The sequence below is a fragment of the uncultured Chitinophaga sp. genome, from assembly GCF_937874145.1.
Taxonomy (GTDB): domain Bacteria; phylum Bacteroidota; class Bacteroidia; order Chitinophagales; family Chitinophagaceae; genus Chitinophaga.
Genome location: NZ_CALNBI010000455.1, coordinates 1 through 14,576, shown reverse-complemented (window position 1 = coordinate 14,576; position 14,576 = coordinate 1). Strand labels below are relative to the sequence as shown.

Annotated in this window: 15 protein-coding genes; 8 read left to right on the top strand and 7 right to left on the bottom strand. The window is 55.8% G+C overall.

Annotated elements, in window-relative coordinates; genetic code table 11:
• Nucleotides 1-76: 76 nt before the first annotated feature.
• Complete coding sequence (locus Q0510_RS22000) at nt 77-532, bottom strand: hypothetical protein (protein ID WP_298716482.1); 456 nt, start codon at nt 530-532, stop codon at nt 77-79.
• A gap of 274 nt (nt 533-806) precedes the next feature.
• Here Q0510_RS22000 and Q0510_RS21995 point away from each other — a divergent pair, with 274 nt between their 5' ends.
• The gene (locus Q0510_RS21995) at nt 807-1,874 is read left to right on the top strand and encodes a mechanosensitive ion channel family protein (protein WP_298716479.1); all 1,068 of its coding nucleotides are present in this window, start codon (nt 807-809) and stop codon (nt 1,872-1,874) included.
• Between the two features lie 54 nt (nt 1,875-1,928).
• Here the strand turns inward: Q0510_RS21995 and lpdA are convergent, their stop codons facing one another.
• On the bottom strand, nt 1,929-3,335 hold the full coding sequence (gene lpdA, locus Q0510_RS21990; protein ID WP_298716475.1) for a dihydrolipoyl dehydrogenase: 1,407 nt from the start codon (nt 3,333-3,335) through the stop codon (nt 1,929-1,931).
• Nucleotides 3,336-3,500: 165 nt separating this feature from the next.
• Nucleotides 3,501-4,919: an arylsulfatase gene (locus Q0510_RS21985; RefSeq protein ID WP_298716472.1), complete on the bottom strand. Its 1,419-nt coding sequence runs from the start codon at nt 4,917-4,919 to the stop codon at nt 3,501-3,503.
• Between the two features lie 168 nt (nt 4,920-5,087).
• Between Q0510_RS21985 and purU the strand changes: the two genes are divergently transcribed.
• A complete protein-coding gene (gene purU / locus Q0510_RS21980; RefSeq protein WP_298716470.1) occupies nt 5,088-5,915 on the top strand; it encodes a formyltetrahydrofolate deformylase in 828 nt (275 codons plus the stop codon).
• Between the two features lie 170 nt (nt 5,916-6,085).
• On the opposite strand, the gene Q0510_RS21975 is transcribed toward purU, so the two are convergent.
• Nucleotides 6,086-6,658 carry a hypothetical protein gene (locus Q0510_RS21975; RefSeq protein WP_298716468.1) on the bottom strand — a complete coding sequence of 191 codons (573 nt, stop codon included), beginning with the start codon at nt 6,656-6,658 and terminating at the stop codon, nt 6,086-6,088.
• Nucleotides 6,659-6,753: 95 nt separating this feature from the next.
• Between Q0510_RS21975 and pheS the strand changes: the two genes are divergently transcribed.
• The 3 genes from pheS (at nt 6,754) to Q0510_RS21960 (ending at nt 9,743) form a co-directional block, all read left to right on the top strand.
• Complete coding sequence (gene pheS, locus Q0510_RS21970; protein ID WP_298716467.1) at nt 6,754-7,782, top strand: phenylalanine--tRNA ligase subunit alpha; 1,029 nt, start codon at nt 6,754-6,756, stop codon at nt 7,780-7,782.
• 76 nt (nt 7,783-7,858) lie between these two features.
• Nucleotides 7,859-8,719 (top strand): 3-hydroxyacyl-CoA dehydrogenase NAD-binding domain-containing protein, encoded by an 861-nt coding sequence (locus Q0510_RS21965; protein ID WP_298716466.1) that lies wholly within the window; start codon nt 7,859-7,861, stop codon nt 8,717-8,719.
• Nucleotides 8,720-8,753: 34 nt separating this feature from the next.
• Nucleotides 8,754-9,743 carry an NAD-dependent epimerase/dehydratase family protein gene (locus tag Q0510_RS21960; RefSeq protein WP_298716464.1) on the top strand — a complete coding sequence of 330 codons (990 nt, stop codon included), beginning with the start codon at nt 8,754-8,756 and terminating at the stop codon, nt 9,741-9,743.
• A 10-nt stretch (nt 9,744-9,753) separates the two neighbouring features.
• Here the strand turns inward: Q0510_RS21960 and Q0510_RS21955 are convergent, their stop codons facing one another.
• The 3 genes from Q0510_RS21955 to Q0510_RS21945 form a co-directional block, all read right to left on the bottom strand.
• Nucleotides 9,754-10,449, bottom strand: coding sequence for a hypothetical protein (locus tag Q0510_RS21955; RefSeq protein WP_298716461.1), 696 nt, complete (start codon nt 10,447-10,449; stop codon nt 9,754-9,756).
• Nucleotides 10,450-10,459: 10 nt separating this feature from the next.
• Nucleotides 10,460-11,401: a UDP-3-O-(3-hydroxymyristoyl)glucosamine N-acyltransferase gene (locus Q0510_RS21950; RefSeq protein ID WP_298716458.1), complete on the bottom strand. Its 942-nt coding sequence runs from the start codon at nt 11,399-11,401 to the stop codon at nt 10,460-10,462.
• Nucleotides 11,402-11,760: 359 nt separating this feature from the next.
• Nucleotides 11,761-12,477, bottom strand: coding sequence for a Crp/Fnr family transcriptional regulator (locus tag Q0510_RS21945; protein ID WP_298716455.1), 717 nt, complete (start codon nt 12,475-12,477; stop codon nt 11,761-11,763).
• 60 nt (nt 12,478-12,537) lie between these two features.
• On the opposite strand from Q0510_RS21945, the gene Q0510_RS21940 reads away from it, so the two are divergent.
• From Q0510_RS21940 to Q0510_RS21930, 3 genes are all read left to right on the top strand, one after another.
• Nucleotides 12,538-13,125: a pseudouridine synthase gene (locus Q0510_RS21940; protein WP_298716453.1), complete on the top strand. Its 588-nt coding sequence runs from the start codon at nt 12,538-12,540 to the stop codon at nt 13,123-13,125.
• Nucleotides 13,126-13,189: 64 nt separating this feature from the next.
• The gene (locus Q0510_RS21935) at nt 13,190-14,065 is read left to right on the top strand and encodes a YicC/YloC family endoribonuclease (RefSeq protein ID WP_298716450.1); all 876 of its coding nucleotides are present in this window, start codon (nt 13,190-13,192) and stop codon (nt 14,063-14,065) included.
• An 8-nt stretch (nt 14,066-14,073) separates the two neighbouring features.
• Nucleotides 14,074-14,571 (top strand): gliding motility lipoprotein GldH, encoded by a 498-nt coding sequence (locus tag Q0510_RS21930; RefSeq protein ID WP_298716447.1) that lies wholly within the window; start codon nt 14,074-14,076, stop codon nt 14,569-14,571.
• Nucleotides 14,572-14,576: the final 5 nt, after the last annotated feature.

Genomic DNA, 14,576 nt, shown 5'->3' with positions numbered 1-14,576 from the left:
CCCAGGTGGGACCACTTCCACTAAAAAAGCGCCGTTACTCCGGCGCTTTTTTTCATTATCACGATCCTGGAATCAATTACTGCGGACTATTCTTCCAATCATTCCTGATCTTCAACATCTTCCATAAATACAATCCCAGTAAAACCAACTCCAGCCGGATTGTCAGGTTTCCATCCCAAACCCCGGCAACCATGGTCGTCAGACAAACGATTATACCCAGCACAGCGTCTGCCAACGCGAGCTCCACCGCCCACTTCTGCATGCCCAACAGCCCGATAGACACTATTGCTTTCAGCAAAAACATAGAAATAACGATCAGTCCTGTCGGCGATAGCCCGTCTGTCGTTTCCAACCCGAAAACAGATAAACTGACCGGTACGCCCAATGCCGCCAGGAAAAGGCACAACAGCGACAACAATCCGACAAACACGAATATCCAACTGAAAATTTTAATCCAAAGCGGGAGTAATTGCCGGCGGGTCACGGATGGAATATCGAACTCTTCGCCGAGTTGGGACACTTGTTCGTTCATAGGTAAGGAATTTTTAGAATGCTAAGATAACAATTCCGGCATGCCGCACCTGCTGAATATCGGCTGCCCGCACATGCGGGTCACCATTTTTTAACACGCATTTCCTTGCCCTTCCCCGCTCATTTTCCTATATTTGCCGGATACGCTTCAATCCATCAGATTGGCATAACTAATATGCAGGACGGATATTTTCAGCAATGTCCCCTGCGCACCAAGCGGTAATATTCCTATTGCGGCCATTCGTAAACCGGTTTTCCACCACAAAAAGAAAGAAATGGAAAATGTATTACACCAGACATGGGCAGGCAATTCCATTGCCTCCTGGATCACCGCATCCATTATCATCCTCGTTTCCTTCCTCGCCATCCGCGTCCTCCGGTCCATCGTGCTGAAGAAACTCCTCCAGTGGACCGCCAATACCGAACGCACCTGGGACGATTTCATTATCCGCCTCGCCGGACGCACCATCGTGCCCGCATTATACGTGCTGGCCGTATGGTCCGCACTGCAATCGCTCAGCCTCCACGACAAACTCGCCAACGTCATCCGCGTGGCCTTCCTCGCCGCGATGACCTTCTTCGTGCTCCGCGGCATCAGCGCCCTTTTCCGCCGGTTCGTGTTCGGTTACATTAAAAGGCAGGACAACAGCGAAACCAAAGAGAAACAAGCCAACGGCCTCATCCTGATCGTTAATTTCTTCATCTGGACCCTCGGCATCCTGTCCCTCATCTCCAACCTGGGTTACAACGTCACCACACTCATCGCCGGCCTCGGGATCGGCGGTATCGCCATCGCCCTCGCCGCGCAAACCATCCTGGGCGACCTCTTCAGCTATTTCGTCATCTTCTTCGACCGGCCCTTCGAAATCGGGGATTTTATCCTGGTCGATGATAAACTCGGCGTCATCGAATACATCGGTATCAAAACCACGCGCATCCGCACCCTCAACGGCGAACAACTCGTCTGCTCCAATACCGACCTCACCAATTCCCGCATCCACAACTACAAGAGAATGGAAAGAAGAAGGGTAGTTGCGCAGCTGCGGGTCACTTACCAGACCTCGGAAGAAAACCTCTCCATCATCCCCGCCATCCTGCGCGGCGCCGTGGAAAGCCAGGACAACGTGCAATTCGACCGCGCGCATTTCGCGGGCTTCGGCGAATCCAGCCTCAATTTCGAGCTGGTATATTACATCCTCAGCCCCGACTATGTGCTGTTCATGGATAAACAGCAGGCCATCAACCTCGATATCTACGCTGCTTTCCGGAAAGAAGGAATTCACTTCGCGCATCCCACGCAAACGCTCTACCTGCGGCAAACGGCACCGCCGTCGCTGTCGTAACGCACATAAAAAAACCGGCCGGCCGGTTTTTCTTTTCTACCGGGATGTGAAAATTTAAAAGTTGATCGCCCCACGGCCGGACGCCGCCAGGTAAGCATCTTTGAGCGTTTCGGAGAACGTGGGGTGGGCGTAGGAGATCTTGCCCAATTCCATGTCCGTCAGCTCGAATTCCATGGCGGTAACGGCCTGCGCGATGAGGTCCGCCGCGCGGGCGCCGATGATATGCACGCCCAGGATTTCACCGTATTTGGGATCGGACAGCACTTTGGAAAAACCCTCCGTATCGTCCGACGCGCGGGCCCTGCCGCTCGCCATGAACGGGAACTTGCCTTTGTTGTAGGGAATGTTTTTTTCTTTGAGCTGTTCTTCCGTATACCCCACACCCGCTACTTCCGGCCAGGTGTACACGACGGAAGGAATGCAGTTGTAGTTGATATGATGCGACTTCCCGTGAATGGTCTCCGCCACCATCACGCCTTCGTCTTCCGCTTTATGCGCCAGCATGGCGCCTTTCACCACATCGCCGATGGCATAAATACCAGGGTCGGCGGTTTGCAGGTGATCGTCGGTCTGGATGCGGCCGCGCTCGTCGGTTTTGACGGCGGTGTTTTCGAGGCCGAGGCCTTCGGTATACGGGCGGCGCCCCACCGCCACCAGGCAGTATTCGGCGGCAACGGTGACTTCCCTGCCGGAGGGGTCCGCATACGTGGTGGTCACGTCTTTCCCGTTATTGACGGCCCCTTTCACGGCGCAGCCCGTCAGAATTTCGATGCCCGATTTCGACAGGATCTTCTGCAGCTCTTTACCCAGTTCGGCATCCATCGTGGGGATGAGGCTTTTCGCGTATTCGACGATCGTCACTTTTACGCCGATGCGGTGGAAGATGGAAGCCATTTCCACCCCGATCACGCCGCCGCCGATGATGGTCATCGTTTTGGGCATTTCTTTCAGGTAGAGCGCTTCGGTAGAAGTGATGATCCGTTGCTTGTCGATCGTGATACCCGGCAGGGCAGAGGGTTTGGAGCCGGTGGCGATGATAATGTGCTTGCCCGTCAGCTCCACCGTTTTGCCGTCGGCCTGTTTCACCGTTACTTTCTTCCCTTTGCCGAGGGTTCCCAGTCCGTAGAAAGCCTGGATTTTATTCTTTTTCATGAGGAAGACAAGCCCGTCGTTATTCTGCTTCACCACGCCGCGGTTGCGCGCCACCATCTCCCCGAAATTGATTTCCGTTCCGCTCACATGAATGCCCTGTTTGGCCACTTTATGCCGGATGATATCGTAGTTTTCGGAGCTGTCGAGCATGGCTTTGGAAGGGATGCAGCCCACGTTGGTGCAGGTGCCCCCCAGCACGGGATACTTTTCAATAATGGCACAGGTGCTGCCCAGCTGGGCGGCGCGGATGGCGGCCGTATAGCCGCCCGGTCCGGAACCGATGACAATAACGTCGAAATTGTTCTCCATGGTTTTCGGTTTTGCGTTCAAATATTACAAACGAACGAATCTATTGTTTTACACCATCCCCGACAATGGACAACTCCCGGCAACTAGCGCACAAATCACGGATAAAAAAAGGGCGCCCCCAAGAGGGCGCCCCACGCTGCGGCAGTCGTTTCCAACAGCGTATGGTTATTTTTTTGCTCCCAGCAGGGGGAATATCGGCGATTCTACATGCGCTTCGGCCATCTTTTCGCTCATTACTTTCGTGATTTCCGGGTGCGCTGCGGCGATGTTGTGCTGCTCCGCCGGGTCTTTCTCCAGGTCGTACAGTTCCACCGTTGAGCCGGGATCTTTCTTCACCTGGTAACGTACGCCTTTCCATTTGCCCATCCGCACCGCCTGGCGGCCGCCGCCTTCATGGAATTCCCAGTACAGGTAATCGTGCTGCCGTTGACGGCCCTTGCCGCTCAGTGCCGGCAGGAACGAAATGCCGTCGGTGTACCGCGGCGCGGGGGCGCCGGTGATATCCACGAAGGTAGGCAGTACGTCCCAGAACGCACCGATATAATCCGAGGTAGATCCCGCTTTCACCTTGCCGTTCCACTGCACGATGAAAGGCGTCCTGATACCGCCTTCGTACAGGTCGCGCTTGGTGCCGCGCAGGCCGCCGTTGCTGTTGAAGAACGGCACATCGGCCCCGCCTTCGGTATGCGCACCATTATCGCTCGTAAAAATGATGATGGTATTATCGAGGAGCTTCAGTTCGGTCAGTTTCGCGATCACCTGTCCCAAGTAAGCATCCATCCGCGACACCATGCCCGCATACGTAGCGTGCGGCTTGTCGACCGAAGCATATCCGGCGATGGTGGCGCCCGGACCGTACCCGTTGCCTTTATGCGGTGTTTCGGGGAATTTGCCGTCGTACATCTTAAACCACTCATCCTCCGGCCCCTGCAGTTCCGCATGCGGCAGCACGACAGGGATAAAAAGGAAAAACGGCTTCGCCTGGTTCTCTTCGATAAACGCCAGCGCTTTCCGCTGGATCAGTTCCGGAGCATAATGCACTTTCTGCGTGAGGTCATTCCCTTCCAGGATCACTTTCCGGTCGTTATCCCACAGATGCGTGGGGTAGTAGCGGTGCGACTGGCGCTGGCAGTTGTAGCCGAAGAACTGGTCGAAACCTTTTTTGTCGGGTGCGCCGGAGGTGCCTACCATGCCGAGGCCCCACTTCCCGAAAGCGCCCGTCACATAACCCGCCTGCTGCAGGAGCGTGGCCATGCCCTGGACCGTATCTCCCAGCGGCTCCTGGCCTTCCGGCTGTATCTCCTTATTGCCGCGGACGTACGTGTGGCCCGTGTGCTGCCCCGTAATGAGGCTGGAGCGCGAAGGCGCACACACCGATGTGCCGGCATAAAACGAAGTAAAACGCATACCGTTTTTGGCCATTTTGTCGATATGCGGAGTTTTGATTTTCTGTTGCCCGTAGGCCCCGAGGTCGCCGTACCCGAGATCGTCGGCGAGGATGAAAACAATGTTAGGCTTACGCTGTTGCGCCATGCCGAGGGTTGCGAGTAGCAGCAATCCGGCCGTCAAAAGGTGCTTATTCATGTTGAAAAGATATAAAAAGCCACGCTGAAACAAAATTCATTTTGATAAACGAAAATCCCGCACGGCTGCCGTCGTCATAAACCGGGTTATTATTAAAAAGTATCGATTTGGGTGAAAATCCACGCGCCGCTATGAACAAGCGCCGCGAATGATTAATTTAGGCAGACTATGATCATACTTATTCAATCGGTGGACCGGGTGGGACTGGTGGCCGATGTGTCGGCGATCCTGGCGAAGTCGGGGTTGAATATCGTTTCGCTCCGCGAATTCGTGGACAAATCCGATAATCGTTTTTTCATGCGTATAGCGGCGGAGAATGAAACGGACCCGGTTGCCCTGGAGTCCGCCATCCGGGAAGTGCTGCCGGCCGACGCGCTGGTGAGCATCAACCCGCGGCCCGACAAAAAGATCGTGGTGCTGGTGACGCGCGAGTACCACTGCCTGGCGGATATACTGGTCCGCAACCAGTTCAACACCCTGGGCGCCACGGTGCAATGCGTGATCGGCAACCACCCTCACCTGGAGAATATCTGCAAGCGATTCAATATTCCGTTCCACCTCGTTTCCCACGAGGAGGGCGACAAAACGTATTTCGAGGGGCGGATACGGGAGCTGATCGCGGGAAACGGGCCGGATTATATCGTGCTGGCCAAGTTCATGCGTATCCTCAGCCCGGATTTCGTGGCGGCTTACCCGGAGCGGATCATCAATATCCACCATTCATTCCTGCCGGCATTCGCCGGTGGGCACCCCTACCGCCAGGCCTTCGAGCGGGGGGTGAAGCTGATCGGGGCTACTTCCCATTTCGTGACCAACGAGCTCGACGAGGGGCCTATCATCGCGCAGCAGGTCATCCCCGTCAACCATACTTACACGGCTACCGACATGATGAAAGCGGGGAAGGAAATCGAGACTTCCGTGCTGGCGCGCGCCCTTCAGCTGGTGTTCAGTGACCGGGTGTTCGTGTACCGGAACAAGACCGTCGTGTTTGAGTGATCCGCATAAAAAAGGCCGGATCGCTCCGGCCTGCCGGCGATGGCGGGCGCCGTAAATGCTGTTAAAAAGATGCCCCGCCTCACCCATCCCTCCCGCAGCGATGGCGGCTACTGCGGGCAGGACGGGGGCAGGGATGGAAAGGGATGATGTTTTCAGGTTCAGGGAAGCGGTTATCCCTTCTTTTTCTGTGCGTCGCGTTCCCGGTCGGGGCTCGGCGGCGGGGGAGGGGGCGGTCCGTCGGTCACTTGTTTACCGTTTTCATCAAGCAGCTTCCATTTGCCGGAGGGGTCGGTTACCACTTTCACTTTCTTCGTTCTGGGCGATACCGTTTCGGTGATGTCTTTGTTATTGGCATCGTACAACCTGGCTTCGCCGGTTTTTTCATTCACTTTTACCTTCCGGATGGGCTTTTTCTGCTGCTTTTGCCGGTCGCGCTCAATTTCCTCGGCGGTTTTCAGGCGGGGAGGCGCGAAATACACCTTTTTCGCTGCTGCCTTTTTATTGTCGCGCTCGATTTCCTCGGGCGTTTTCAGGCGGGGAGGCGCGAATTGTTCGTCTTTCCGCACTACAGGCGGTGCTTTTTTCTTTTCCTGGTCGATGGATGCTGCGGCGGTCACCTGCGCAACGCGTACTTCGCGCATCTCGGCGTCGCGGGTGAGCGCGGCGAGATCTTTTTCCGATTGGGTGGCCGGGGCGCAGGCGATGAGCATGCCGGCCATGATCACAGGAATATGTATTTGCATAACGGGGGAGGATTTAACAGGAAGATGCTCCCGGCCCCGGATTCCATAAAATCCGGCAGGGAATTTTTGTCCGGCGTTCGTTATCTTTGTCGGCTATGGAGCCAATCGTGCAGCAAATAGAAGCTTATAAACAGGAAATTGCCGCTTTCCGCCCCGAAAACGCGGAACAGCTGGAGCAATACCGCATCAAATTCCTCGGTACCAAAGGGATCGTAAAGGCCCTTTTCGGGGAAATGAAAAATGTCCCGAACGATCAGAAAAAGGAATTCGGGCAAGTCCTGAATGCTTTCAAGTTGGCGGCTGAAGAAAAGTACGCCGAATTCGGGCACCTGAAAGATGCCGGCGGCAACGTGGCCGACCAGCTCGACCTCACCCTGCCCGGCGAGCCGCACCGCCTGGGCACCCGCCACCCTATCAGCATCGTCCGCAACAAAGCCATCCGCATCTTCGAACGGCTGGGCTTCACGATCGCGGAAGGGCCCGAGATCGAAAACGACTGGCACAACTTCACCGCCCTCAACCTCGACGAAAACCACCCTGCCCGCGACATGCAGGACACCTTTTATGTACACAACAATCCCGACTGGCTGTTGCGCACCCACACCTCCTCCGTTCAGGTTCGGGTGATGGAAGAAGGCAAGCTCCCCATCCGCATCATCTGCCCGGGCCGTGTATACCGTAACGAAACCATCAGCGCCCGTGCGCACTGCTTCTTCCACCAGATCGAAGGGCTGTATGTAGCCGAGAACGTTTCGTTCGCCGACCTGAAGCAGACGCTGTATTACTTCGTGCAGGAGTTCTTCGGCGAAAACTTCAAGATCCGCTTCCGCCCTTCTTACTTCCCGTTCACGGAGCCCAGCGCGGAAATGGATATCTCCTGCCTCATCTGCGGCGGCGAAGGCTGCAACGTGTGCAAGCACAGCGGCTGGGTGGAGATCCTCGGTTGCGGCATGGTGCACCCCCAGGTGCTTGAAAACTGCGGCATCGATTCTTCGAAATACACCGGCTTCGCATTCGGCATGGGCATCGAAAGGCTCACCATGCTGAAGTACCAGATCAAAGACCTCCGTCTTTTCTCCGAAAACGACCAGCGCTTCCTGAAACAGTTCCAGGGCGCACGTTAAACATATCACGCACGGCCGTCCTCACCGGGACGGCCGTTTTTCTTTCCCCCTACGCTCCGCCAAAACGATCTTCCTTATGTTAACATCCGTTTCCGACATCCGACAGATCGCCGTTTGCGGCGCCGGCACCATGGGCGCCGGGATTGCACAGGTTTCCGCCGCGGCGGGATTCCCCACCCTGTTGTTCGACGTGAAGCCCGAGGCCGTGGCCGCAGGCCTGGAGATGATCCGTAAAAACCTCGACAAATCGGTGGAAAAAGGCAAGATGAACCCCGAAGACCGCGAGGCCACCCTGCAACGCCTTCAGCCCTGCCTCCAGGTTAGTGATTGCAAGGCCGACCTGGTCATAGAAGCCATCGTGGAAAAGATCCCCGTGAAAACGGCCCTCTTTAGCGAATTGGCACAACACAATCCCGCTACCACCATCTTCGCTACCAATACTTCTTCGCTGTCCGTTTCCGCCATCGCGGCAGCGATACCGCATCCCGAAAGGGTGGCCGGCATGCACTTCTTCAACCCCGCGCACCTCATGGCGCTGGTGGAAGTGGTGAGCGGCGCGCAAACTGCGGAAAGCGTTACGCAACTCTTATACGCCGTTGTGCAGCATATGGGCAAAACGCCCGTGCATGTGAAAGACGCGCCCGGGTTTATCGTCAACCGCGTGGCCCGGCATTACTACCTCGAAGCCATGGAGATCGCAGCTTCCGGTGTGGCGGACCTTGCCGTGATCGACCGACTGCTGGAGTCCGCAGGTTTTCGCATGGGGCCCTTCGCGCTGATGGACCTTATCGGCAACGACGTCAACTACGCCGTTACGCGCTCGCTCTACGAAGCCTTCGATGAAGCGCCCCGTTTCCGGCCCGGAGCCATGCAGGCCGCACTGGTGGAAAAAGGCGAACTGGGCCGCAAAACCGGGAAAGGTTTTTACAAGTATTGATTTACATTTGTGGCTTCATCTCAATTCATTAGCAATGATCCTTGTCACAGGCGGAACGGGTTTTTTGGGTAGTTATCTGCTGCGGGCGCTGGTGAAGGCCGGCAAGCCGGTACGCGCCCTCTATCGCAGCCGCATACCCGACGCCGTGAAAGATGTGGCCGACAGGATCGAATGGGTGCAGGGCGACGTGCTCGATGTTACCTCCCTCGAAGCGGCATTCGCCGGCATTAACGAAGTATACCACTGCGCCGCCGTCGTTTCCTTCCAGCCGGACGCACGGGAGGCTATGATGAAGATCAACATCGAAGGCACCGCCAACGTCGTGAACATGGCGATCGACGCGAACATCCGCAAGCTGGTGCACGTCAGCTCCGTAGCCTCGCTGGGGCGCGCGAAGCAAAACGATCAGCTGAACGAAAAATCACAGTGGGAAGAAAGCAAAAACAACAGCCAGTATGCCGTCAGCAAACATCTGAGCGAGATGGAAATCTGGCGCGGCATCGCCGAAGGGCTCGACGCCGTGATCGTGAACCCTTCCATTATACTCGGAAGTGGTTTCTGGCACGACGGGTCGGGGATGCTGTTGAAGAATGCCTGGAAAGAGTTTCCGTATTACACAGAGGGCGTCAACGGTTTCGTGGATGTGGAAGATGTGGTGGAAGCGATGATCCGGCTGATGGAAAGCCCCATTTCGGGCGAGCGCTTTATCCTCAACGGCGACAACTGGCCCTACCGCCAGCTGTTCAACGAAATGGCCCTCCACCTCGGCAAGAAGCCCCCGCACATCGCCGCCAAACCCTGGATGGCGGCCATCGTATGGCGGATAGAGAAAATCCGCGGCATGATCACAGGCAAGCGCCCTTTGCTTACCCGCGAAACGGCCCGCACGGCACAACTGAAAGTCTACTACAACAACGGCAAGATCCTGGAAGCGCTCCCCGGTTTCCGGTTCCGCCCGCTCGCCGATACCATTGGCGAAATATCGCGCAACTTCCTCCGCGAACAACAGCAACGCGCTTCCTGAATCCCATCCTTTACTGCGGCCTGAACAACAGGCCGAGCATCACTGCCGCCAGCGTTTCGCGCGTGGCGGGGTCGAGTTCCTTTTGCAGCCAGGCGCGCTGGTCTTTCCCCGTGAGCACAGCGGCTACAGGGATGCCCTTCAGCTGGAATTCATAACAAATCCGGTCAGCGCTGTTCACCGCACCGTAGCGGTTGTGCGCCGTCACCTTCAGTTCGTCGGTATTGGAACGGAGGATGCCGACCGCTTTATTGTCGTTCAGCTCCAGGAACGCGATGTTCCTTTTCACGATCATCTCCCAGCTTTTGAGCGGATCTGCGGCGGTGGCGCCGGCGTGGATGTACCAGAGCGGCGCATCGTTCCCCATCACCGGGAACCAACCGGGAAAGGTGCGTGCGGAGAAGGTAATGCGCGGCGTGCTGAGCACCTGCACGGGCAGTTGCGAACTGCCGTTCTTTACGGTGAAGTAAAAAGCGTCGGAGGTGTTCTTCCATTGCTTCGCGGGCGCGCCGGAAGGGATGCCGTTGGTGCGGGAAGTGGTGGCGTAATCGCCGAGGGAGATCGTTTTGGCCGAGAACCATCCGTCGTCGGTCTTAACGGTTACTTCGTTGGCGGCGGTATAGAGCCCGGTTTGGGTTGCGTTCTTCGAAACGCCGCAGCCGGCGAGGAGGAGGCAGGCTGCAGCGAACCCGGAAAGGGATTTTATCATGACTTGAATATTAACCTTTGATTTTGTTCCACATCTCGGGGATCCTTTTGATCCAGGCGAGTTCTTTCATTTTGGTGCGTGCTTCTTCCACGGGCGAACCGAAGTAGTTTTTACCGCCTTCGATGGAGTCTTTCACCCCGCTGCCGGCAAACACGACGGCGCCTTTCCCGATGGTGAGGTCTTTGTTGACGCCTACCTGTCCCCAGAGCACCACATTGTCTTCGATAATGGCTTTGCCGCCTACGCCTACCTGTGCGGCGAAGAGGCAGTTGCGGCCGATAACGGTGCCGTGGCCGATGTGGATCATGTTGTCGAACTTGGTGCCGCGCCCGATGATGGTATCGCCGCTTACGCCTTTGTCGATGGTGCAGAGCGCGCCGATTTCCACGTCGCTTTCGATGATGACGCGGCCGCAGCTCATGAGTTTATCCCACATGACCTCGCGGGTAGCCCGTTTTTTGAAATAGAATGCATCTGCCCCGATGACGCTGCCGGAATGGATGATCACGTTATCACCGATTTCGGTATGGTCGTAGATCACGACATTGGGGTGGATGATGCAGTTGCGGCCGATGGTAACGTGATGGCCTACAACGGCGCCGTGGGAAATAACGGTGCCTTCGCCGATCACCGCGCTGTCGCTCACCGCCTTGTTCTGCGGCTCATAGGGGCGGAAGCGTTTTACCAATCCCACGTATGCGGAGAACGGATCGTCGGTAACGAGGATCGCTTTGCCCGGGGGCACTTCCACATCCTTGTTGATGATGATGATGGTGGCCGCCGAGTTGAGGCAGGCGTTGTAATACTTCTCGAAATCCACGAACGAGATGTCGCCGGGCGTCACCTTGTGAATCTCGTTGATGCCCGTCGCCATCAGCGACGCATTGCCTTTAAGCGTTGCGCCGGTGAGCGCTGCTATTTCTGTAACCGGTATCGGTGAGTCAAACTTCATATGTACATCGTTAAATCGAAGCAAAGTTAGGGGGCGTTATCCACAATTTTTTTTTGCTTGTGAATAAAATTTCTTGTAAAATTTTTCTTTTGTGATGAAATTCTTTTTAATATTGTGTAGGGAAATTTATTTCCCTGTACTTACTAACCCATTCACATACTAAGAAAGTCTGATTGTTCACGCAGTCAGACTTTTTTAATTCCAGCCCAAACCCTTTCCAACACTACGTTTCATCACACATATCGTCGCACGTGCATAGCACTGCATCGCCATGCTAGGCTTTAAATTTCGCGTTTCTGACGGTAATGGGTAGTTAGCCGGCCAAACGGTTCTCTGTTCGGATTTGGGTTTTAGATGGCTTAATCCTGGAGATTGGCCATTTTGATAAGTTGCTGCAGGCGGAGAATGCGGATTTTTTTGCCGGAGAGATCAATCACTTTCTCTTTCCTGAATTCCGACAACAACCGGATGGCCGATTCCGTAGCGGTACCCACCAGGTTGGCGATCTCCTCCCGGGAAAGCATCACGTTGATCGTTTCCTCATCCGCTTCCAGTCCATAAGTTTCCTTCAGGGTAAGCAACGTTTCGGCGAGGCGCTCGCGGACTGGCTTCTGCGCCAGGTGCGTGATCTTCTGTTCCGCCCTTCTCAGCTCGCTCGACAGGATCTGCATCATGCGCAGCGCAAGGGTGGGATCTTTCTGCAAAAGGCCGAGGAATACTTCCCGGGGGATGAAACAAACCGCACTGTCTTCCAGCACGGTAGCGGTAGCGGTGTATGGTTCGTTGCTAATGAGCGCCTTATAACCGATGAGGTCGCCCGGCTTCACAAGGCGGATGATTTGCTCGCGGCCTTCGTCGCCGCTGTGCGACAACTTCACTTTCCCGGAGTTGACGAACCAGATGCCGTAAGGATGCGCGCCTTCCTGGAATATGTCTTGCCCTTTACGGTAGATCTTGCAGGTTTTGGCGTTGGCGATCTCTTCCACATGTTCAGGCGTGGCGGCGGAAAATATTTCGCCCAGGTATTTGCCGCAGTACGGGCAGGGAGACGGATCGCTTAACATGTCAGGTGCCATAAAATCGCTAAGGATGCGGCAAAATTACTAATTTACAGGCCCTTAACCAAAGCAGTGAGCGTGAACCTTCGCTATTTTACCATTTACAAGCCATACCAGGTATTGACCCGGTTCGGGAAGGAAGGGGATAAAGCCGTTTTATCCGACTTCTTCGATGTGCCGAAAGACGTGTACCCGGTAGGCAGGCTGGATTACGACAGCGAAGGGTTATTGATCCTCACGAACGACAAATCCGTCAACCACCGCCTGCTGCAACCGGCACAGGCGCACGAACGGGAATACTGGGTGCAGGTGGATGGCGCGGTAACGCCCGAAGCGATCCGCATGCTGGAAACCGGCGTAACGATTACGGTCGACGGGAAGCCTTTCCGCACCCAACCCGCAAAGGCATCTTTGTTCGACGCTCCGCCGGAAGTGCCCGACCGCCATCCGCCCATCCGCTTCCGCCAGCACATACCCGCGCCCTGGATACGGCTGGTGCTCACCGAAGGCAAAAACCGGCAGGTGAGGAAGATGACGGCAGCCGTAGGCTTCCCCACGTTGAGGCTCATCCGTTACCGCATCGGCCGCCTCGATATACGGGGCATGCAGCCGGGGGATATGACCGTCCTCGACAAGAAAGCGTTCGAAGCCGCCCTCTTCCGCTAACACGCTGGTAGCCCGCGCCGAAATATGACAATAATTGACTAGGTTTGTCACATAAACAGATAATATGCTGAAATCCATGACCGGCTTCGGCCGTGCGGAGGTAACCCGGGGAGAAACGACCATTGTGGCCGAGATCAAATCGCTCAATGGGAAACAGTTTGAAGTGAATCTCAAAATGTCCCCCTTACTGAAACCCTACGAATTCGACATCCGCAACATCCTTCAATCGGAGTTGCAGCGCGGCACCCTCGATGCCACGATCAACATCAAACAGAACGGCGCCAACCGCCCCGTAGTCATCAACACCGAGCTCGCCCGTTACTATTACGAAGCCATCTCCGGCATGGCCCGCGACCTCGCCATCCCGCAGGAAGATATGCTCAACGTGCTCATGAAGCTCCCTGAAGTCGTATCCCCCGCTTCCGAACAAATCTCCGAAAACGAATGGAACGAAGTAGCCGCCATCGTCCGCAAAGCCGTTGCAGAAATGGATGCACACCGCGTCGATGAAGGGCAGATGCTGGAGAAAGACCTCCTGCTTCGTATCGATAACATCCTGCTTTACACCGAAAAAGTCCGCGAACTGGACCCGCTCCGCAAAGAGAAAGTGCGCACCCGCCTCGAAACGCTCCTGGCCGAATACGTAGGCAAAGAAAACGTCGACGGCAACCGCATGGAACAGGAGCTTATTTTCTATTTGGAGAAGCTCGACATCTCCGAGGAACTGGTGCGCCTGCAGAACCACTGCCGCTATTTCAAAGAGATACTCAACGAAGCCGAGCCCGCCAAAGGCAAGAAACTGGGCTTCGTACTCCAGGAGATCGGCCGCGAAATCAACACCACCGGCTCCAAAGCAAACGACGCCGGCATCCAGCAATGGGTAGTGATGATGAAAGACGAGCTGGAAAAAGCCAAAGAGCAGGTGCTCAACGTACTCTAAACAAGCATATGATCCGCACGACGATATCACGCTCCGCCTGCTTCGCCATCAGCCTGCTCGCTTTCGCCTGCTCGCCGCCGAAGCTGGATACCTTCGAGAAAAACAGGGACATCCCGCAATCCAACTGGGATGCTTCCTTCAAACCAGCATATGAAGTCACGCTCGCCGCGGAAGACACGGCGTTCTTTTACAACCTGTACGTTAACGTCCGCCATACGGACGCCTATCCGTACAACAATCTCTGGCTGATCGTGAGCACGCAGATGCCCGGCGACAGCCTGCCGCAAACCCGGAGGGTGGAACTGCCCCTGGCCGACAGCTACGGCAAATGGCTGGGCAGCGGCCTCGACGATATCTTCGAGCACCGCATTCCCATCCAGCAGAACGCGATCCTTCCCAGGGCCGGCACCTATCGTTTCACATTCGAGCAGAACATGCGCCAGAACCCCTTGCCCGATATGCTCAGCGTGGGCCTGCGCATGGAAAAAACCGCTCCGCGTAAATAGGGATG